Raw genomic sequence first — 18,165 nt, forward strand, 5'->3', positions numbered from 1 at the left:
GTTTACGCTCCTCCCGCAAACGCTTCTTTCTGCACCCGCTCCAGCGCCGCCGTCAGCTGCCCTATAGGCTGGTAGCCTCTTGCCACCAGGTATAGCTTTCCGTTTGCCTCCGACACCACCGCCGGAAAGCCATTGATGCCCCAACTCTCCACCAGCTCAAACTCTTTTCTGGCCTTCGCCTCATAGGCATCATCCGTAAATTTCTGTTTGAAGTCAGCTTCGTTTGCCCCTAAGGCCTGCACCACCGGCAGGTAAGACTCTACCTCGTTCAGGTCTTTGGCCTCCTCAAAGTGCAGCTTTTGAATAGCTGCCGCCAAAGGCACCTGCTGCTCCGGGAGCTGCTCCTTTAGTATGGCCAGCGCTACGGCGGGAGGCACAGAGTTGCTGATGTAGGTGCCCTCGCCCAGTATTTTGCTTTGGTAGGCCTCACTCAGCTTTGCACCGGTTACCTGCTCCAGCCGTGGCGCCGCCTGCCGGATATAATCGGCCATGCCGCTGATGGAGCGCACATTGTTGCCACGGATCATGCCGCCGCTAATCACTTCAAAACCGTAGTCCTGCCCGTGCTCCTTGTACAGCTGCTGAATCACGGGGCTCATGCCGTAACACCAGCCGCACAGGGCATCATGCACATAAAATATCTTTTGCTTGCTCATGTTTGCGCTCTTAAGAATAAACCTGGCAGTACAGGAAACCTGCCGCCCGGCGGACTTTCGCCCATATTAGCAACCCTGTAAAGAGGCAAAGGTTTTGTGAACATAGCTATACTACTATAGTGTAAATTGTTATCTTGCTGTGCCGGAAGGCGTTGCTGCCTGTGTTGTACATGTGCTGCGGCAAGGCTGGCTTTCAACATGGAAGAGAAACTGTGTGGAGAAGGATAATAGCCCCATCCTATCCTCCTGATTAAAAGAAGCTGCTATGCTCTACGCCCTGCTTAAGTTTATTTACCGCCTAGGCCTGCTGGTGTTTTTCAGGAGGTTTGAGACACGAAACCGCCACCTGATGCCGTCAGAAGGGCCTTTGCTGGTAGTTTGCAACCACCCCAACACGTTCATGGACCCGGTTGTGACGGCATCGCTGTTGCGCCAGCAAGTATACTTTATTGCCAAAAGCACTGTTTTCGGCAGTGGTTTGCAGCGTTGGCTGTTGCGCAAGATGCACCTCATTCCCATCAGCCGCCCGGAGGATAACCACGGGCAGCCGCTCCAAAACGAAGAGGCTTTTGCGGCCAGCTTCGAGGCGCTGCAGCAGGGCAAAACACTGCTTATCTTCCCGGAGGGCAACAGCTTTAACCAGCGCCGCCTGCGCAAAATAAAGACCGGCGCTGCCCGCATTGCCCTTGGTGCCGCAGCGGCGCATGGTCCAGAACTCAACATCAGGATTCTGCCTGTGGGCCTGAACTACTCCGCCCCTACCCGCTTCCGCAGTGATGTGTTCGTAAATGTGGGCGAGCCAATCGCTGTCTCCGACTTTGCCGCCGCCTATCGCGACGACGGCCCGGCAGCCGTACTGGCCCTAACGGAAGAAATCCGGCAGCGGCTGGAGGCGCTCATGGTACATACGCCCACCGACGCGGAAGATGAACTGGTGCGGCAAATTGAGGACATCTACAAGGTGCAGCTTTCCGCCATGATACCTACTGCTGCGCCTGCCCATGAACACGACTTCCTGCTGACCCGAGCCATCGTGAAAAGTATTAACCATTTCAGCCAGGTGGCCCCGGAGCGGGTGGCGGCCTTGCGGGAAAGTATAGGCAGCTACCAACGGCAGCTAAAACGCCTGCGCCTGCAGGATGCGCTGTTGGGCAAAGGCAGCAAGGCGGTGTTCTGGCAAAGCATTGGCGGGGTACTCCTGCTGGCCCTAGGGCTGCCCCTGTACCTCTACGGGCTGCTCCACAACTACGTGCCCTACACCATTCCCTCTAAAGTAGCACAGGCAGCCACCAAGGAAGAGGAATGGCATGCGCCTGTTATGCTGACGGTGGGCATGTTCACATTTCCGCTTTTCTACGCGCTGTGCGCCTGGCTGCTGTCAGTTTGGCTGAGTGAAACGGATGTGGGGCTGGTATTATACCTGTTCAGCCTGCCGCTCAGTGGCTTCTTTACGCTTGGCTACTGGAACATGCTGCAGCGCACACAAGCACACTGGGTACTGCTGCGTTTGTTTTTCACGCGACAGGACGTGGTGGAGCAGCTGCGCCGGCAGCGGAAGCAGATAATTGCGGGGCTGGAGCAGGCAAGGCTCGAGTACCTGCAGCAGCCGAATTAGCGCCATCCCTCCGCGCCTTTTCCCGGTATGTGATAAATACGGACAGACTGTGTATTTTATACACACTTTTTTAGTACTAATTTTAGCTATATAGCTATTTACAAAGGTTAAACGGCTAAAAAATTGCACTATATCTTCGCCTTTTTTCTTGGCCGTCCGTAAACTGCTTAAGTTTATACCTTAAACACTAACAATTGATTGCTATGAAAAAGAATATTATTACTTTTTGTGCCGCTACTTTTGCCGTGGCCGCACTTACATTTGGCTGCTCCACGTCTGACACGACAACGGACGCCGATGGAATGGAAACAACCGAGGATTACGATACAGGTACTGACACAGGCACTTATGAGGAAGGAACCACGACTGGAACCACAACCGGAACCACTACGGGTACTACCACAACCGGTACTACCACTGGCATGACCACAGGTACCACGACCGGAACGACAACAGGCACGACGACTGGTACAACTACAGGCACAACTACTGGTACCACCACAGGCACGACTACTGGTACTACGACTGGTACAACTACCGGAACTACCACGGGTACGACAACCGGTACGACCACCGGAACAACAACAGGTACCACAACCGGAACTACCACAGGTACGACAACTGGCGGCACTACGTCCGGCACCACAACCGGCACCACCACTATGTAGTATACCCCTGTTACAGATCACAGCAGAAAGGCAAATACCAGGTGGTGCTTGCCTTTCTGTTTTTAAGCGATAGAAGCGTCAGATGAAATACCTGGAAAGATACCTGCGCAACGTATTCACCGTAGACCTGCGGGCATTGGCCGTGATGCGGATATGGCTCGCCGGCATTATACTTACAGACCTTTCCATCCGGGCATCTGACATGGAGGCGCACTACTCCAACATGGGGATACTGCCGCTGCATGTGCTGCACCAGCACCTTTGGTTACCGCATTTTTTCTCGTTTCACACACTGAGCGGTTTATGGCAGGTGCAACTGGTGCTGTTTGCAGTGGCAGCCATTGCGGCGTTGTGCCTGCTGCTGGGCTACAAGACCCGCGTTGCCACCGTAATAAGTTGGCTGCTGCTGCTTTCGCTGCAAAACCGCAACCCCCTGATCGCGCAGGGCGGTGATGATCTCCTGCGGATGCTGCTGTTCTGGGGCATGTTTCTGCCGTGGGGCAAGTATTATTCAGTGGATGCCGTACAGGCCGAAAAGGCTGGCGTAGCCCCTATCAAAACAACGTATTTTAGCATTGCCACAGCTGCGTACATCCTGCAGGTGGCCCTGGTATACTTCTCCACGGCACTGCTCAAGAACTCACCCGAGTGGACCACCGAAGGCACAGCGCTTTACTATGCCCTGAGCCTGGACCAGATCCTGATGCCGGGCGGCCGCCTGATTTACCCTTACCCTGAGCTGCTCAGGGCGCTGACGCACTTCTCCTACTACACCGAGCTGCTGCTTCCGCTGTTGCTGCTGATTCCGTTCTACAATAATTTTTTCCGGCTGGTGGTGGTCGGGGTACTGGCAGGCTTCCATGTCGGTATCAGCCTTACCCTGTTCGTTGGGTTGTTTTACCTGATCAACCTGGCCTCGGTTACCGGCCTGTTACCTCCTCCGGCCATGGATTGGCTGGACAAGCGGCTATTCAGCTCCTTCCGCAGCACACGCTTAGGTCCGTTCAAGCATCCGCTCAGGCACCTGCGCCGGCTTAACTTCTTTTCGGTGGAGGTACGCATGAACCGTCCGCTGCTGCCAAACCATGTGTTGCCACAGCTCCGGAACGCCTTTGTGGCGGTCGCCCTGTTTTACTGCATCTGGTGGAACTTAAGCGGCACTGCCCTCACGCCTAAGATACCGGATGGCAGCCGCTGGTTTGGCTATGTGCTTCGCTTAGACCAGCATTGGGGCATGTTTGCCCCTACGGTTTTCAAGGATGATGGCTGGTATGTGCTGGAAGGAAACACAGCCAAAGGCGCCGTGATAGACCTGAACCAGCAAGGCAAAGCCGCAGACACCGTAAAGCCAGCCTCAGTGATGTCGCTGTTCAAGAACGACCGCTGGCGCAAGTACTCAGAGAACTACCTGTTTGTGCACAACTCCTACATGCGACCCTATTACTGCAATTACCTGATGCGCCGCTGGAACGAGGCGCACCCGCAGCAGCAGATAAAGCACCTGGACGTGGTGTATATGCTGGAGCCCTCATTACCGGATTACCAGGTGGCCACGCCCAAACGCGAAGTGCTCTGCAGTTGCGCCAACCAGCCGGAATAGTGAGCATTTATACTTCCAAAGTCCTGTTCTTTTTGGGCCTATACCCGTAAAACACAAGCATATACATTTACTTAAACTGACGTATCATGAAAACGAAATATGCATTTATACTTGCCGGGGGCCTGCTGCTAAGCACGGGACTCTACAGTTGCACCTCGGAGAATACAACGGGTGTCGAAACAGACGGCACAACAAATAACGCAGTAGACGGAAGGAGCAACAATGCAGCAGGCGGCACAGAGACAACGGAAAATATAAGCCCTCTGGATACGGCCCAGAACGCAGGCTCCGGAAATATGAACGACACCACTAGAAACAGCGGCACAACTTCGCCGACTGGCAGCCAGTAAATTTATACTTTCCCTGAAACAGCAGCGGCAGGCACTTTATAGTGTCTGCCGCTGCTGTTTCATACTTGGCTATACTTAATCCTCGTCGCTGGCGATGGCGTATCCTACCGCTGCGGCCACCAACCCACCCAGCAGGTAGTAGCCTACCGTCATGGCCTGTGTTTGGGTGGTTCTGTTGCTTGGGGCCTCACCCAGACCCAATGGGCCGGGCAGCAACACGGCACCCGCACCGGCTGCCACACCAAGTATGGCACCGCGCCACCAAGCGTTTATACCAGTACCTGCCAGGCTATAGTACAGTGAGTTAGAAAGCACATCGCCGGCCAGTGCCATGGTATGCAGCCCCTCCTGGTCCTGCGGCGGCTCTTCGTCCGCCATGCGCATCAGCTTGGAGATGGAGCGCATGCCCAGTACATCCATGCGCGGGGCATCGGGTACGAAACGGCGCACCGACTCGTGCACAAGGGTAAGCACACAGGCGCCTGCCAAACCGCTTACCATTGATTTTATTATGTTGTTCATCTTTTTATACTTCAGGTTATACTTTGGTTTAAGCCCTGGGGCTTCCCCTGTATAGCTTTTTTTGGGTGATAAGGTTACGGTTACTCCACCACCCGCAGCACGTCGGCCTCCACGCCATCTTCCCCAACTAACCGGTCGTCGGTGGGGCTGTCGAACACTACCAGCACGCGCTTATCATCCAGAATGGCAAGGCCCTCGGCTTTGTCCTTTCCGGTGTTGCCGCCGGTGCCGTGGGGCACCTCGCACAGCCGCTCCAGTTGGTTGTGGTGCAGCAGCTGCTCCTGCTCCCTGCTAAGGGCACCGCGCCAGCGGTAGATGGCAATCACACCGTCCAGATCCATGGTGGGCCCAGCCAGCAGGTACATGTCCTCCCCAAAAAAGCGCAGCTCCCGAATGCCCTTGCCCCGGATGTTCAGGAAGTGCTTGCGGTAAGGCTTGTCGTTTGCCAGCTGTTTCAGGTGCAGCATTCCTTTTTCGTCTTCCTCGGGCTCTACCTCCAGCACCATGGCCCAGCCCCGCAGCACCGGTCCGCGCAACCCGATAAAGATGCGATTGCCATGTATGGCCAGGCCCTCGATGTCAAAGCCGTTGTCCTTGCCGGGGATGCTCATAAACGGGGCGATGTGCGCGTCGTCCTGCAGCATTTCGGTGAGGATGCTACTGGTTTTACTTCCGTGCAGCTGGGCTGCGCGAAGCTTGCGCCCCGGCTGGTCCGGGTCATCGGTTTCCTTATGCAAAGTATAGTCACCAGATTCCGCATCTTTCAGGATAGGAATGCGCGCGAGCAGGTGGCGGTTCGGATCGTTTTTTACCTTTGCCAGGCGCTTTATCTGCTTCTCAATAGAGTCGTGGCGTTTGGGCTTGCTGCGCTTCAGGCTGTGGGAGCCGATAAGCCACAGGTAGTTGTCGGCCATGCCCATTCCCTCAATATCAATCTCGCTGTTGTCCTTGGCGGGCAGGTCCAGGTACTCGTGCAGGTCAAAGGACTTGTGCTTGCCGAAGGAGCCGTCCGGTTGCAGCGTCAGCCGCTCGACAGTGGTGCGCTCATCACAGCTCAGCCAGATATTATCGCCACTGTGGAAAGCGGTGGAAAGGCCGTTGCGCACATGCTTGCCTTCGGCACCGCGCCCCAGTTCAGGGTCGAATTGAAGTATAACTTTGTCTTTCATAGTGCTGTATTATAGGTTATGTTCCGCACTCTAACGTATGGTGCTACTACGTGCCCAGCGTAACCGGGTAGGGCGGCAAGAGCAATTTAAATTTACAATGATGGAATCCGAAAAAAAACACAAAACCGAGAAAGCAACCTTTGGCGCTGGCTGCTTTTGGGGTATAGAGGTGACGTTTCGCAACGTGGAGGGTGTTTTGGATACAACGGTGGGCTATATGGGCGGGCACCAGCCGGACCCTACCTACCAGGATGTCTGCACAGGCCGCACGGGCCATGCCGAGGTGGTGCAGGTGGTGTATGATCCTGCAAAACTGAACTACGACCAGTTGCTGCAGGTTTTCTGGCGGGCACACGACCCAACGCAGCTGAACCGCCAGGGTACGGATGTAGGCTCACAGTACCGGTCTGTTATTTTTTTCCACTCCGATGAGCAGCGCGTGATGGCCGAAACCACCAAGGAGAACTGGCAGCAGTCGCCCGAGTTCAGCCGTCGCGAAATCGTGACCAAGATTTCGCCGGCTGACACCTTTTACCCCGCCGAAGAATACCACCAGCAGTACCTCGTAAAGCGGGGAATGGCCACCTGCCGCGTGTAAGAATTCAGTTATAAAAAGTATAAGCCACAAAAAAGCCGGACCTTAAAGCCCGGCTTTCAGTTTATCGGCTATTATGCCTGATTACTTTACACGTGCGTTTGTGCTCGCTGAGCTGATTCCGCTTGTGCTGTCTGCGTAGCTTCCGCTAGGCGAACCTGAGTTTTTCTGCTTCTTGTTCAGTTTATTCATTTTCTTCTGCGCTTTCGCGGCGGCAGAACCCAACTTATTCTTCATCTGATTCTTGTTGTTTGAGTTCATGGCTAACCAGCCTGCACCCAACGCTAGTAACGAGCCACCAATAACCTTCTGTGTGGTAGTGAGTCCGTTAACTTTGGTAGCGGCTGTAGTACCCAACTGCATCAGTTTGTCCTGAAGGTCCTTCATACCACCTTTGCCGCTAGTTGCCTGCTGGTTGCTGCGGCCCTGCATGTTCTGGCTGTTGCTGCTACCCGAAGTAGTGCTGCCTGAACCTGACATGCCTGGAGTAGAAGAATTGGAGTTTGATGCGTTAGATGAAGATGAGCTGCTTGGCGAGCTGCTGCCCGAGTTGTTGCTCTGCGACGAAGTATTTGCGTTTGATTGTGTCTGTGATCCTGGTCTATTATTCTGGTTCGTTTCCATAGTGTTTATTTTAAATTATACAATTTTTCAGCTTTGTCTGCTCCTGCACCTTCTTGGGCACGCAGGGCATGGTGCTACTTATATTTATCGTTTATTTTGCCCATATGGTTGCGCTTGCGCCCGTATTTCTACAAACAGTCTGGCTTTAAAACAAACTATATCAATATAGTGCAGCAGCTATTATCAGAGGTTTTACTACGGCAAAGTATAAACACAAAAGGCGGCATCCTATTGGTGCAGTGCCTTTAAGCGTGCCAATGCCGCTGCATGCTCCTCCTGCTCATCTGCCTCCATTTCGGTTGCCTTGGCGCTTCCGAAAAAGTGCAAAATATTTTTTTGAAGATCAGGTGCCACCCGCTTAAAGTCTGTCTTGCCCAGCTCCTCTAGCAGCTTGGCATATGCCTCGTCGGCGGGTGCGTACGCTCCGGGTACTGTGGGCTTGCCGGTGTCTAGTTGCAGGTTCGGCAGGGACCTGGCTTTGCCGCTGCGCAGCTGCTGCAGCATGTGTGTGTATTCCCTTACCGTGGTGTTAAAGCTTTGCATAAACACTTCCTCAGCCTCGGGCGTGGGCGGCACAAAAGCCAGTGGCTTCAAGGGGCCTAATTTAGGCAGCACCTTCATGATATAAGCCGTCGCCCGCGCAAAGATATGCGGCTTCTCATAGCAGTTGCCCCACTGCTGGTGGTAGCTGGCGCGGCTCATCCGGAACTGGAACTCGCGCTGCGTGGCGCCCGGGCGCGCAGCATTTATGTCCTTCTGCTTTGCCTTCCAAGCGGCCTTGGTAAGTTCGGGCAGAATGTTTTTTATAGTATAGCGGTAAGAGCCCACAGCCATGGGCAAGCTGGTGAAAACATCTTTCAATTCCAGCCCATAGGTTTTAACGAAAGCCTTTTCCAGCACCTCCGGCGCCACCTCAAACCCGATAAACTTCTTGTAGGCCTCCGGAGCGTAGTTTCCCTGCGCTACCTGCAGCACATCAAACCCAAACTCCATCTTCACATGCGACACCGGATCATCGGCGTACGTAACCGGGCTTCCGAACTCCTCTTTTACTTTGGGGTACACCATCGCTACGGCCTCGTTCGTGCCGATGGGGTGGCCGTGGATGTCGGCGTTGTAATGCGCCAGCGCACCAAGGGCAAAGGCATATTCATCCAGGGTCAGGGAGGCGCCGATCAGGTTCTCCACGAAATCGCCGCTGCGCACATAGTGGGTAAGGTCGGTGAAGAAGGTGTTGCCGAAAGGGAAGTAACCCATGTCCTGGATGATGGAGCCGCCGTAGGCGTAGGCGTGCGCCTGCTGCAACTGCTCCTCCGTTGCCTCCGGAAATCGGTGCAGCAGCAGCGGCACCAGGTCTTTGTCCCAGGCCGCGTCTACCACTGCCTGGTGTGTTAGTACCCCGTAGGCTTTCGCTTGCTTTAGAGGCAACAGGTATAGCGCCAGCAAAAAGAAGCAGGTAAGCCAGCGGTGGGTTCTCCGTATAGACATCATAAAAATGCTATACGATTATATAGAAAATAAGGGCTATTAAATGTTGGTTCTCCGCCACCGCCGCCGCCTGCGGTACAGCAGCACCTCCATCACACTGATGCCCACCAGCAGCCAGGCCCCGCCCAGCAGCAAGCCGGCCAGCACATCAGACAGGTAATGCACCCCCAGGTAAATCCGGCTAAAGCACACCAGCAGTGTCAGGATTACGGCCAGTGCGACCGACAGCTTCCGCAGCCATGGTTTATGAAAATGGCGGTAAAGCAAGAAGGCGATCATCCCGAACAGCACAATGGCCGTGGTAGAGTGGCCGCTGGGGAAAGAGAAATGCTCTACTGCATAGTAGGCCACATCGGCGGGGCGCTCCCGGCTGATGAAGGTTTTGCCGTACCGGACCGAGAGCCCCGTACCAGCCAGCGGAAGCCAGAAGGCAAACAGCGCCACCCACTTTTTCCGGGCCAGCAAAACCGCCGACACAACACCGCCAATAATGAACACCGCGATCTGGTCGCCCAGCGTGGTGACGGCATACAGCAGCTTGCTTAGCCATTCCTGCCGCATATTGTATAGAAAACTTGTGAACTGCTCATCCACCACCACCACCCACTCCGACTCCATCACACTCTCTGTCAGGTTAGTGAGCAGCATCATGTTGATGACCAGCGCCACGATGACCAGCGTAAGCGGCAGCCCCACAAAAAGCTTTGTGTTAAACCGGTTGGCCAGAAAAGCCGTGACCTTCGGGTGATTCTCCCGGAACCGCCCCACGGCCGGCTGGCTCAAGACCCAACTGGTGGCGCTTCGGACCCTATGTACGACAATGTTTTTCATGGCTTAATGCTGCTTTGGCTATACGGGCACAACTGGCTTTGTTTTCCTTTTTTGGATATTGGCGACACCTGCGCATGCCTTTACCCCAAAAAACGGCCGATTCACAACAAACCGCTTCTAAATAAAGTACATAATACTATGAAGAAGCAAGACAACGTGTTCGATAAGATTATGCTGGCCATTGGCCTGCTGCTGTTGGTGCTGTTCTGGTTTAACTTCCCGGCTATTCCTAACCCCGACAACCTAAACTACATTACATATACCTCCTCTGGTGCAGAAAGCAGTTATGCTTCCAAATGGACGTATATAAAACCGGATAAAGCACTTTCGGCAGAGCAGGTAATAAATATACAGCTGCGTGCGCTGCAGCAAAACGACAGGGCCGACAGCGGCGTGATCACGGTGTTCAATTTTTCATCGCCCTTGAACAGGATGCACCTGGGCCCGCTCGAACACTTTCGCCTGATGGTGCGCGACCCTTCCTACCGTCCTATGCTTAACTTTAAAAGTTACAAAAAAGGACAGTTGGTTATTTCAGGTAAAACAGCCTACCAGTTGGTGGTGCTCGAGGCACACGACGGGCAGCAGGAAGCATTTATGTTTATACTTGCCAAACAGCGTAAGGGTGCTTACAAAGACTGTTGGATGACGGAGGGGATCGCACGCATGGACCAGACCCGGGACACGAAGGTTATCTAATCAATTCGCTTTCCCGCAGCAACACGCACGAGCTTCTACTTCATTTTTGCCGTATCTTAGGTTCATAAACCAGATCAGACTTTATGAGCCAACTTACAGCCCCACGCCTCCCCATCATCGACATGCACTGCGACCTGCTCGTGTACCTGGCCGATGTACCTGAATCAGACATAAATAAAGTAGAGGAGATTGGCTGCGCTGCGCCCGCTTTAACCGAAGGGAACGTGAAGTTGCAGGTAATGGCCATTTATTCCCCCACCGGCCTTGGCAGCACCCGTTACGCCGAACTGCAGCGCGACATGTTCAGGCAGCTCGCCGACAGGGACAATTGCTTTACCGCTGTTACCGATAAACCGCTACTTGAGCAAACCATGCAGCAGCCGCAGGGCACGGGCATGGTGGTGGCCATAGAGAATGCCTCCGGCCTATGCGAGCAACTGGAGCCGCTGGAGGATGGGTTTAAACGACTGGAGAAGATAATAGAGATCTGTGGCCGCGTGCTGTACATTAGCTTTACCCACCATGCTGAAAACCGCTTTGGCGGCGGCAATAACTCTACCAAGGGCATCACGCGCGACGGCAAAATGCTGCTCGATTACCTGCACGGCCGCAACATTGCCGTGGACATGTCGCATACCAGCGATGCCCTGGCCACGGATATCCTGAACCACATCGACCGGGAGCGCCTTGCCATTCCTATCATCGCCAGCCACTCCAATTTCCGCCCTGTGTGGAACCACGAACGTAACCTGCCCGATGAAATAACACAGGAGATCATCCGCCGGAAGGGCCTGATCGGAATGAACTTCCTGCGCAAGTTTGTGAACACAGAGGACCCTGATGCGCTGCTGCACCACATACAGTACGGGCTGGGCAAGGGCGCAGAGGATGCGCTTTGCTTTGGTGCCGACTACTTCTACTTTGCCGATGAGCAGGACCAGAGCCGCTTCCCCTTTTACTTTAAGGAGCACGAGCAGGCCGGCACCAGTTACAGCCATTTGCTACAACGCCTGCAGGAGCAGCTAACACCGGAGCAACTCAAAAAGCTCGCCTACCAAAACGCCCAGAATTTTATAGCGCGCATCTGGAGTTAAGGCGATCCGGGTTTCCAAAAAACCAGTGTTTAACACCCATTATTTCGCATTTTCCATTTTCCTGACAAGCGCTGGTTTTTAATATTTTATTTATATATTTAGAGTGAAGTATACTTTGCAAATGCGCTTACCAGGTAGTTCGGCTGCTATGCTTGTCTTCTTTCACTAAAAATATTTAAAGATGAAATTTATCGGGTTGTTTCTTTTTTTGGCTGGTCTTGTTTCACTTATACTGGGACTTACCGGAGCGAACCTTTTCATTCTCAATTGGTTAAATCAATACGGCGAAACGGCAAGTTGGGCAATCCGCATCGGCATAACGCTTCTGGGAGGCATCCTCTACTACGTGAATCGCAACGATGACTAAATCATTGGCAAAAAATAATATATAGATTGATTGCCATGTGCGGAAAAACTCCGTATATCCAAAAATAGTGCCCGTGCTGTGCCCAGAAGCAGCAAAACAAATTTTTTTAAGCCGTATAGCCATGGACGCTCAGGAATACAACCCACACTATATACAGATAAACGAGTTGTACATCGATACGGTGGTGATTGATGATACTGACTTTATTACGCTGTGGTGCTTTACCGTGCTCGATGAAGAGTACAAGTTTGTGTACCTGGGCTGCGACTTCACACAGTTTAACCTGATTTTGATTGCTGCCGGAGAAAAAGGCAAAGAGATCGCCCTGCACCTGGCAGAGGTCCTGGACAAGCCTTACGATGCTCCCACCCTCATCCCCATCAAAGAAGACTTCGACGAGTACCTGGAGCTAACAGGCCACGACCTGATCATATATGAGCCGCTCGCGCTCGAAGATGATTTTGAGGAGTATGACGAAGACCTGCCGATAGAGCAGCTATTTGGAGGCAAGCCCAACAAAACCCGCCAGAAATACCTTATCTACCAACTCGACAAGCTGTATCCCTCCAAAGTGTTTGAGCCGGAGCAACTGTCGCAGTCTGCCCTTACCGAGTGCTTTGAGGATGATTCCCTGGAACTGGCGCAGCTGTATTACGACTACCTGAACGCGGTGGAAAACGGCTACAGCGAAGTGGAGGCCCGGCAGCTGTCAGGTCTGGAGCGGGAGCTTTTTTTCCGGATGGCGCGCAAAGCCTCTGAACTCTGGAAGTAACTCCGTAAATCCCCCCTTACAAGTATAAAGTGATGTATTGCTGCCAGCTATCCTGGCTGAGTGGTTCACGCGTTCTGGTTTCCTTTTCCTATACTTGTTTTATACTTATAGAGCCGCTGAGTCAGGCTCGGAAATCTGGTTGATCTTTTCACGCAGGTGTTCGCGCAGGTTGATGATCCACTCCCGGGTTTTCTGGTCATCCGCTTTCACGAGGGCTTCCTCATACCTGTTTAGCTGAGCGTGGTGTGTGCTGAGCACGAACTCGCGGTAGCGCAAATCAAACGCCTCCCCTTCCAGCAAGGCCATGTCCTGCAGCAGCCCCTGGTCTGCGCCGCCGAGGCTATCAGGCAATCGAATGTTGTCGTGGCCAGCCACCAGGTTTTCCAGTTGCTTTAAGGCATCAGCATGATAAGTGGTTACATTTTGGGCAAATTCCCTCGTACGTGCATTGGTAGCTTTTTCCACCGCCAACTCCGACACCTGCACCTGCAGCATGTTGCTGCTGGCGGCATAGTCCCAGAAGGCCGGGTCGTTTAGGAGAGTGCGGGTACGGGTTTCAGCTATAGCTTCGCTTTTTTCGGCAGCAGGCCCATCGCAGGCCAGCACAAGCAGAAAAATAGTACCAAGGGTAAAAGCGATAATTCTATCTAAGAGCATAAGGTGGATGCGGGTATAGGTTGTTCGGCAAAGGCCAATAACCGCTTCTGCTGTTTCCCAGAACCGGATGTAGCCATGTACTTCTATCCTATACTATGCGCCACCCTCCCCGGGTTCCGCTCAAATAAAGATTCCCGACAAATTATAAATCTCCCTGACCAGGCTACTATACCACATCAGAAACGGTAGCTTTTCCGCACCACAGTCAGGTTGCTGTCGCGGCCCTGCTCGGCGATAACGTGCGGCGGCTTTGGCCTCTTTACCAGCTGCGCCGGCAGGTGCATGCTTTGGTCGGAAAGGTGCAGGGTGAGCGGTGCGTTCTGCTTCAGGCGCAACAGCAGTTCTACTTCCTTGGAAGGCGGCAAACCGTGCAGGCGCATCAGGTATACTTGTGCACTATCGGCGGTAGGCAGCGGCTTCAGCTCCAGCGGCTCTCCGGCCAGTGTTGCGCCAAGCAGCTCATCCGGATTCGGCAGCTCCAACAGCGTCTCCAGGTGGATGGCATCTGGGCGCTGCGCTTTCAGCCGAAGGCGCAGCAGGCGCTCTCCGTTTGCCGTGGAATCCTGCACCACTTCTGCCACAGGGGCAGGCAGGGCTACTGCCTCGGCGCTGCTTTGCAGGTACGTCCTGCCAGAGTAGGGATAAAACCCGCTTAGTGGCGCCTGGGTCGGTTCAGGGAAAAACTGACTGTTCCAGTCGTCGGTGGTGGTGTAGGCCGAGGCCCAGTAGGCTTTGTTGGTGTCTGCGTTGAGGTAGTAGCTGACGTGGCTGTGCAGCGGGCGTTCCGCGGTGGGCATTTCGCCTGCTACGGCGCGCACCACCTGGATAGCCCCTGCCAGCACCAGCACTACTGGCAGCAGCGGTAAGTTTTTCCAGCAAAGGCTGCGCTCCACCACCACTAACAGGGGCAGCAGCAGGCCAGCTAGCAGCAGCAGCAAGGCCACCATGCTGTAAGGCAGCTGCAGCGCAAAGGCGGTAAAAACTACCTGTATGATCGGCATCATCAGAAAAATGGCCGGTATACTTGCCAGCAGCAGCACCAGTGCAAACGGCAGCCCTACCTTTGGCTTTCTATCAAGCCCCAGCCATATGACTACCAGCACGCCGCACAGGCTAAACAGCAGCGGGAAGATGAACAGGTAGGCAGCATTTGGGGCCAGCAGGTAAACCGTCATCATAAGTATAAACTGAAGTATACACACGCCCAGCACAAGCGAGAACAGGCCCAGCCAGCGCAGCACCAGCCGCGTGAGCAGCAGGAAAAGCCCCAGCGCCAGCAGTACGTAAGCCACAAAGAAATTACCGGCACTGTACACGCCGTTGCCGCGGTGCGACAGCGGCAGCAGACGCCACACCAGCTCATTGATCGGGTAAAAAAGCGCCACTACAACGATCAGCAGCAGTAAGTACAGTAGGAAGCCAAATATAAGTTGCTTTGCCGTGATGGCTTGTTTCCGGAAGGCCACGACCAGCGTGATGACCAGCAGAAGTGCCGTTATCACTACCCATACTATGTTCAGGCCGGCGCTGTACGTAATCACCCAATCGCCCAGCAAGTTAAAGAAAACGGCATCCGGGGCCTTGGTAGCCTCCAGCGAAGTATGGCCGAAGTGGCGGGTAAGTTCCAGCAGGTTGGTGCCGTGGTGCTGCAGGCTGCGCTGGCTTAAGTTTTCAGGCGCGTCGGTGGCTTTGTGGTAATGCACAAAGCCACCGATAAATGCCGAGTTCAGCCCAGAAAAGCCTGCTTCCCGGTACACTGTAAAATCGGTATCGTTGGGCATGCGGCTGTAGATCTCGTAGGCCAGCGAGCTGAAAAAGGGATGCGGCGCTGCCTCAGCATATTGCCGGGCCACCCATCCGTTTTCGGGGCTCATCTCGAACGTCATACTTGGGCCATCGTTGCCGCGCCCCTCCAGGTTCATCACCAGCCCCACCTCCTGTGCCCAGGGGTGCTTCAGAAAGGCCCTGGCGCCGTACAGGCCAAACTCTTCACCATCGGTTAGCAGCACGATTACGTCGTGGTCCAGCGGCGCTTCCTGTTTCAGGGCGCGCACCGTTTCAAGTATGGCGGCAACGCCTGCCCCATCGTCGCCGGCTCCCAGGGCGTTGGGCTGTGAGTCGTAATGGGCCATGAGCAGGATGGCCTTGCTACTGTTGCCGTTCCCTAGCAGCCTGCCCACCAGGTTGTACACGTGCCCCACCATGCCTGCCCCGCCGTATACTTCTGCCGCAGTCGTATCCTGCACCTGCGGGTTCAGGCCCAGCTCCTGCATCTGCTGCAGCAGGTAGTCGCGCACGTTGGCATGGGCTTTGGTGCCCATGGGGTGTGGCTCCTGCGCCACCTGCCGCACGTGCTGCATGGCCCGCTCAGCCGAAAAAACCGTGGCAGGCGCTGTGGCAGGAACGGGCTTGGGCGGCGCCAGCAAGTATAAACTAAGGAGGGCCAGGCCGGTAATGGCCAGGAAAAGGAAAGCAGCAATGGCTCGGTTGCGGTACTGCATGGGTCTTGGTTAGGGTGTGTCTATACTTACTTATCCTAATATAAGTAAAAGGACACAAGTATCAAGATGTAAGACACAAGACCTAAATTAATGTGTTTACCTTATTGTCGATGACTTGAGCGATAGCAGTAAACAACTGCTATCGCTCAAGTCATCGACAATAAGGAGTTAGGGGCAAAAGAGGCAGCAACCAGGCGTAAATAAAAAAGGCTTCCGGCACAATTGCACCGGAAGCCTTTTTCGAAAGAGATAAATTTATTAGTCGACAGCGGAATACTTTTCGCCGTCCACAATCTGGCTCTGGCGCAGGTGCACCGGATCTGTTTTCTTGCGCAGTTTAGAGTTGAGCATTTCTACCATCAGCGAGAAGAACATGGCAAAGTAGATGTAGCCTTTCGGTATCTCCACATGGAAGGCCTCGGCCACCAGCATCACCCCGATCAAAAGCAGGAACGAAAGCGCCAGCATTTTAACGGTTGGGCGGTTGTTCACAAAATCACTGATCACCTTGGCAAAGGCCAGCATGATGCCCATCGAAATAACGACGGCCACAATCATGATGATCACCTCGTCTACTAGGCCCACGGCTGTCAGGATAGAGTCGAAGGAGAAAACGATGTCGATCAGGATAATCTGAATCAGTATCTTCCCTAGCGTAGTAGTGGCTTTGCTCACGTTGTGGCTTTCCTCCTCCCCTTCCAGCTTGTTGTGTATCTCGGTAGTACTCTTAGCCAGCAGGAACAGACCACCGGCAAACAGGATAATATCACGCCACGACACAGCCAGCTCGTTGGCCGTAAACGGCAGGTTAATGGTGAAGATCGGCTCCTTTGCCTGCACAATAAAGCTGATGAAAAGCAGCAGGATCACGCGGAAAACAAGGGCCAGCATCAGACCAATGGTACGGCCTTTGCCTTGTTGCTCCTGCGGCAGCCGGGCCACGATAATCGAGATGAATACAATGTTGTCAATGCCCAGCACTACCTCCATAAAGGTCAGCGTCAGCAGGCTTATCCAGGTATCCGGATTAGCGAAAATTTCTAAATCCATAGGTTTATTTTAGTTAGCATAAGTATAGGGCGCAAATGTAGCTGTTAGATACTGATTGTGACACAGTAGCGTTGCGCGAAATTTGAAAACACACCTGCTCCGCCTATTCTCTATGACTTCATGTTCACATACTGCAGCGGCATGCCAATGTCTTCGGAGTTGCCGCGCAGCAGCGCGATCACGCCCTGCAGGTCGTCGATCTTCTTTGCCGTTACCCGGATTGTCTCGTCCATCATGGCCGCCGACACTTTCAGCTTGCTGTCCTTTATCAGCTTCATTATTTTCTTGGATGTTTCCTTGTCGATGCCGGCTTTTACTTTGATGTCCTTTTTTACCATGGCACCCGACTGGTAGGCGTCCTTCGAAAAATCGAGGGCGGTGGCATCCAGGTCCTGCTTCACCATTTTACCGATGAGCACGTCTTCGGTGTGCTGCAGGCGCATGTCATTTTCCATGCTGATGTGCACCATGTTAATTTTTTTATCGAACTCCAGTGTGCCTTTGGTGTCGCGGAAGTCATAGCGGTTCATAATTTCCTTGCGGGCCACATTCACGGCGTTGTCCATGGTTTGCGGATCAACTTTGCTTACAATGTCGAAAGATGCCATAAGAGAAGTGTTTTTTTAAGTTCAGCGTTAGATTTTACAGGGCTTTTGCCCACAAAGTTATTTTTTAAGCACCACATTACCGCTATCGCCGGAAAAGACACTGCTTAGGGGCAGCAGGAGGCAGGATGTATACTTGTAATGATCACCATTCCCTTGGCACAAGCAAACGCTTGCGCGGGTACGGGTTCAAACCTGCCATGTTTTGCAAATTGCCGCTATAGCCTATCACAAGCAGTCTGCGTCCTTTATCTTGTGTTCGAGGGATAAAAGCGGGCCATGAAGTTGATAGAACCTGCCCC

The 18,165-nt window shown here is 53.7% G+C and carries 19 protein-coding genes; 9 read left to right on the top strand and 10 right to left on the bottom strand.

What is annotated here, in order from left to right:
• Positions 1-2 precede the first annotated feature (2 nt).
• Complete coding sequence (locus A0W33_RS06685) at positions 3-656, bottom strand: DsbA family protein (RefSeq protein ID WP_068837437.1); 654 nt, start codon at positions 654-656, stop codon at positions 3-5.
• A gap of 265 nt (positions 657-921) precedes the next feature.
• Here A0W33_RS06685 and A0W33_RS06690 point away from each other — a divergent pair, with 265 nt between their 5' ends.
• The 4 genes from A0W33_RS06690 (at position 922) to A0W33_RS06705 (ending at position 4,889) form a co-directional block, all read left to right on the top strand.
• Positions 922-2,271 (top strand): lysophospholipid acyltransferase family protein, encoded by a 1,350-nt coding sequence (locus A0W33_RS06690; protein ID WP_068837438.1) that lies wholly within the window; start codon positions 922-924, stop codon positions 2,269-2,271.
• 203 nt (positions 2,272-2,474) lie between these two features.
• Positions 2,475-2,939, top strand: a complete 465-nt coding sequence (locus A0W33_RS21140; protein ID WP_175537482.1) for a hypothetical protein — start codon at positions 2,475-2,477, stop codon at positions 2,937-2,939.
• 82 nt (positions 2,940-3,021) lie between these two features.
• Entirely contained in the window at positions 3,022-4,539 is a 1,518-nt protein-coding gene (locus A0W33_RS06700; protein WP_068837439.1) for an HTTM domain-containing protein, read from the top strand.
• 86 nt (positions 4,540-4,625) lie between these two features.
• Positions 4,626-4,889, top strand: coding sequence for a hypothetical protein (locus A0W33_RS06705; protein ID WP_068837440.1), 264 nt, complete (start codon positions 4,626-4,628; stop codon positions 4,887-4,889).
• A gap of 75 nt (positions 4,890-4,964) precedes the next feature.
• Here A0W33_RS06705 and A0W33_RS06710 read toward each other — a convergent pair whose 3' ends face one another.
• Positions 4,965-5,411, bottom strand: a complete 447-nt coding sequence (locus tag A0W33_RS06710; protein WP_068837441.1) for a hypothetical protein — start codon at positions 5,409-5,411, stop codon at positions 4,965-4,967.
• A gap of 80 nt (positions 5,412-5,491) precedes the next feature.
• The gene (locus A0W33_RS06715) at positions 5,492-6,580 is read right to left on the bottom strand and encodes a DUF3616 domain-containing protein (protein WP_082815147.1); all 1,089 of its coding nucleotides are present in this window, start codon (positions 6,578-6,580) and stop codon (positions 5,492-5,494) included.
• A gap of 97 nt (positions 6,581-6,677) precedes the next feature.
• Here A0W33_RS06715 and msrA point away from each other — a divergent pair, with 97 nt between their 5' ends.
• Positions 6,678-7,178: a peptide-methionine (S)-S-oxide reductase MsrA gene (gene msrA / locus A0W33_RS06720; protein ID WP_244888622.1), complete on the top strand. Its 501-nt coding sequence runs from the start codon at positions 6,678-6,680 to the stop codon at positions 7,176-7,178.
• 81 nt (positions 7,179-7,259) lie between these two features.
• Here the strand turns inward: msrA and A0W33_RS06725 are convergent, their stop codons facing one another.
• From A0W33_RS06725 to A0W33_RS06740, 3 genes are all read right to left on the bottom strand, one after another.
• Positions 7,260-7,799 carry a hypothetical protein gene (locus tag A0W33_RS06725; protein WP_139237154.1) on the bottom strand — a complete coding sequence of 180 codons (540 nt, stop codon included), beginning with the start codon at positions 7,797-7,799 and terminating at the stop codon, positions 7,260-7,262.
• A gap of 228 nt (positions 7,800-8,027) precedes the next feature.
• Positions 8,028-9,290 carry a zinc dependent phospholipase C family protein gene (locus A0W33_RS06735; RefSeq protein ID WP_244888623.1) on the bottom strand — a complete coding sequence of 421 codons (1,263 nt, stop codon included), beginning with the start codon at positions 9,288-9,290 and terminating at the stop codon, positions 8,028-8,030.
• Positions 9,291-9,326: 36 nt separating this feature from the next.
• Complete coding sequence (locus A0W33_RS06740) at positions 9,327-10,118, bottom strand: phosphatase PAP2 family protein (protein WP_068837445.1); 792 nt, start codon at positions 10,116-10,118, stop codon at positions 9,327-9,329.
• A 138-nt stretch (positions 10,119-10,256) separates the two neighbouring features.
• Between A0W33_RS06740 and A0W33_RS06745 the strand changes: the two genes are divergently transcribed.
• The 4 genes from A0W33_RS06745 (at position 10,257) to A0W33_RS06760 (ending at position 13,050) form a co-directional block, all read left to right on the top strand.
• Positions 10,257-10,817, top strand: a complete 561-nt coding sequence (locus A0W33_RS06745) for a DUF4864 domain-containing protein (RefSeq protein WP_068837446.1) — start codon at positions 10,257-10,259, stop codon at positions 10,815-10,817.
• 83 nt (positions 10,818-10,900) lie between these two features.
• Positions 10,901-11,911, top strand: coding sequence for a dipeptidase (locus A0W33_RS06750; RefSeq protein ID WP_068837447.1), 1,011 nt, complete (start codon positions 10,901-10,903; stop codon positions 11,909-11,911).
• A 181-nt stretch (positions 11,912-12,092) separates the two neighbouring features.
• On the top strand, positions 12,093-12,278 hold the full coding sequence (locus tag A0W33_RS21145; RefSeq protein WP_068837448.1) for a hypothetical protein: 186 nt from the start codon (positions 12,093-12,095) through the stop codon (positions 12,276-12,278).
• Positions 12,279-12,399: 121 nt separating this feature from the next.
• Positions 12,400-13,050, top strand: coding sequence for a hypothetical protein (locus tag A0W33_RS06760; RefSeq protein ID WP_068837449.1), 651 nt, complete (start codon positions 12,400-12,402; stop codon positions 13,048-13,050).
• 105 nt (positions 13,051-13,155) lie between these two features.
• On the opposite strand, the gene A0W33_RS06765 is transcribed toward A0W33_RS06760, so the two are convergent.
• The 4 genes from A0W33_RS06765 to A0W33_RS06780 all read right to left on the bottom strand — a co-directional run bounded on the left by A0W33_RS06765 (position 13,156) and on the right by A0W33_RS06780 (position 17,866).
• Positions 13,156-13,707, bottom strand: coding sequence for a DUF4142 domain-containing protein (locus A0W33_RS06765; RefSeq protein WP_068837450.1), 552 nt, complete (start codon positions 13,705-13,707; stop codon positions 13,156-13,158).
• A 176-nt stretch (positions 13,708-13,883) separates the two neighbouring features.
• Positions 13,884-16,208 (bottom strand): M20/M25/M40 family metallo-hydrolase, encoded by a 2,325-nt coding sequence (locus A0W33_RS06770; protein WP_068837451.1) that lies wholly within the window; start codon positions 16,206-16,208, stop codon positions 13,884-13,886.
• 258 nt (positions 16,209-16,466) lie between these two features.
• Positions 16,467-17,258, bottom strand: coding sequence for a TerC family protein (locus tag A0W33_RS06775; protein ID WP_068837452.1), 792 nt, complete (start codon positions 17,256-17,258; stop codon positions 16,467-16,469).
• Between the two features lie 110 nt (positions 17,259-17,368).
• Complete coding sequence (locus tag A0W33_RS06780) at positions 17,369-17,866, bottom strand: YajQ family cyclic di-GMP-binding protein (RefSeq protein WP_068837453.1); 498 nt, start codon at positions 17,864-17,866, stop codon at positions 17,369-17,371.
• Positions 17,867-18,165 lie beyond the last annotated feature (299 nt).

The sequence above is a fragment of the Pontibacter akesuensis genome, assembly GCF_001611675.1.
Classification (GTDB): Bacteria; Bacteroidota; Bacteroidia; order Cytophagales; family Hymenobacteraceae; genus Pontibacter; species Pontibacter akesuensis.

What these genes read in the sequence shown, in the direction of transcription:
- A0W33_RS06685 (WP_068837437.1), bottom strand. Translation starts at nt 656, where the DNA reads ATGAGCAAGCAAAAGATATTTTATGTGCATGATGCCCTGTGCGGCTGG.
- A0W33_RS06690 (WP_068837438.1), top strand. Translation starts at nt 922, where the DNA reads ATGCTCTACGCCCTGCTTAAGTTTATTTACCGCCTAGGCCTGCTGGTG.
- A0W33_RS21140 (WP_175537482.1), top strand. Translation starts at nt 2,475, where the DNA reads ATGAAAAAGAATATTATTACTTTTTGTGCCGCTACTTTTGCCGTGGCC.
- A0W33_RS06700 (WP_068837439.1), top strand. Translation starts at nt 3,022, where the DNA reads ATGAAATACCTGGAAAGATACCTGCGCAACGTATTCACCGTAGACCTG.
- A0W33_RS06705 (WP_068837440.1), top strand. Translation starts at nt 4,626, where the DNA reads ATGAAAACGAAATATGCATTTATACTTGCCGGGGGCCTGCTGCTAAGC.
- A0W33_RS06710 (WP_068837441.1), bottom strand. Translation starts at nt 5,411, where the DNA reads ATGAACAACATAATAAAATCAATGGTAAGCGGTTTGGCAGGCGCCTGT.
- A0W33_RS06715 (WP_082815147.1), bottom strand. Translation starts at nt 6,580, where the DNA reads ATGAAAGACAAAGTTATACTTCAATTCGACCCTGAACTGGGGCGCGGT.
- msrA (WP_244888622.1), top strand. Translation starts at nt 6,678, where the DNA reads ATGATGGAATCCGAAAAAAAACACAAAACCGAGAAAGCAACCTTTGGC.
- A0W33_RS06725 (WP_139237154.1), bottom strand. Translation starts at nt 7,799, where the DNA reads ATGGAAACGAACCAGAATAATAGACCAGGATCACAGACACAATCAAAC.
- A0W33_RS06735 (WP_244888623.1), bottom strand. Translation starts at nt 9,290, where the DNA reads ATGATGTCTATACGGAGAACCCACCGCTGGCTTACCTGCTTCTTTTTG.
- A0W33_RS06740 (WP_068837445.1), bottom strand. Translation starts at nt 10,118, where the DNA reads ATGAAAAACATTGTCGTACATAGGGTCCGAAGCGCCACCAGTTGGGTC.
- A0W33_RS06745 (WP_068837446.1), top strand. Translation starts at nt 10,257, where the DNA reads ATGAAGAAGCAAGACAACGTGTTCGATAAGATTATGCTGGCCATTGGC.
- A0W33_RS06750 (WP_068837447.1), top strand. Translation starts at nt 10,901, where the DNA reads ATGAGCCAACTTACAGCCCCACGCCTCCCCATCATCGACATGCACTGC.
- A0W33_RS21145 (WP_068837448.1), top strand. Translation starts at nt 12,093, where the DNA reads ATGAAATTTATCGGGTTGTTTCTTTTTTTGGCTGGTCTTGTTTCACTT.
- A0W33_RS06760 (WP_068837449.1), top strand. Translation starts at nt 12,400, where the DNA reads ATGGACGCTCAGGAATACAACCCACACTATATACAGATAAACGAGTTG.
- A0W33_RS06765 (WP_068837450.1), bottom strand. Translation starts at nt 13,707, where the DNA reads ATGCTCTTAGATAGAATTATCGCTTTTACCCTTGGTACTATTTTTCTG.
- A0W33_RS06770 (WP_068837451.1), bottom strand. Translation starts at nt 16,208, where the DNA reads ATGCAGTACCGCAACCGAGCCATTGCTGCTTTCCTTTTCCTGGCCATT.
- A0W33_RS06775 (WP_068837452.1), bottom strand. Translation starts at nt 17,258, where the DNA reads ATGGATTTAGAAATTTTCGCTAATCCGGATACCTGGATAAGCCTGCTG.
- A0W33_RS06780 (WP_068837453.1), bottom strand. Translation starts at nt 17,866, where the DNA reads ATGGCATCTTTCGACATTGTAAGCAAAGTTGATCCGCAAACCATGGAC.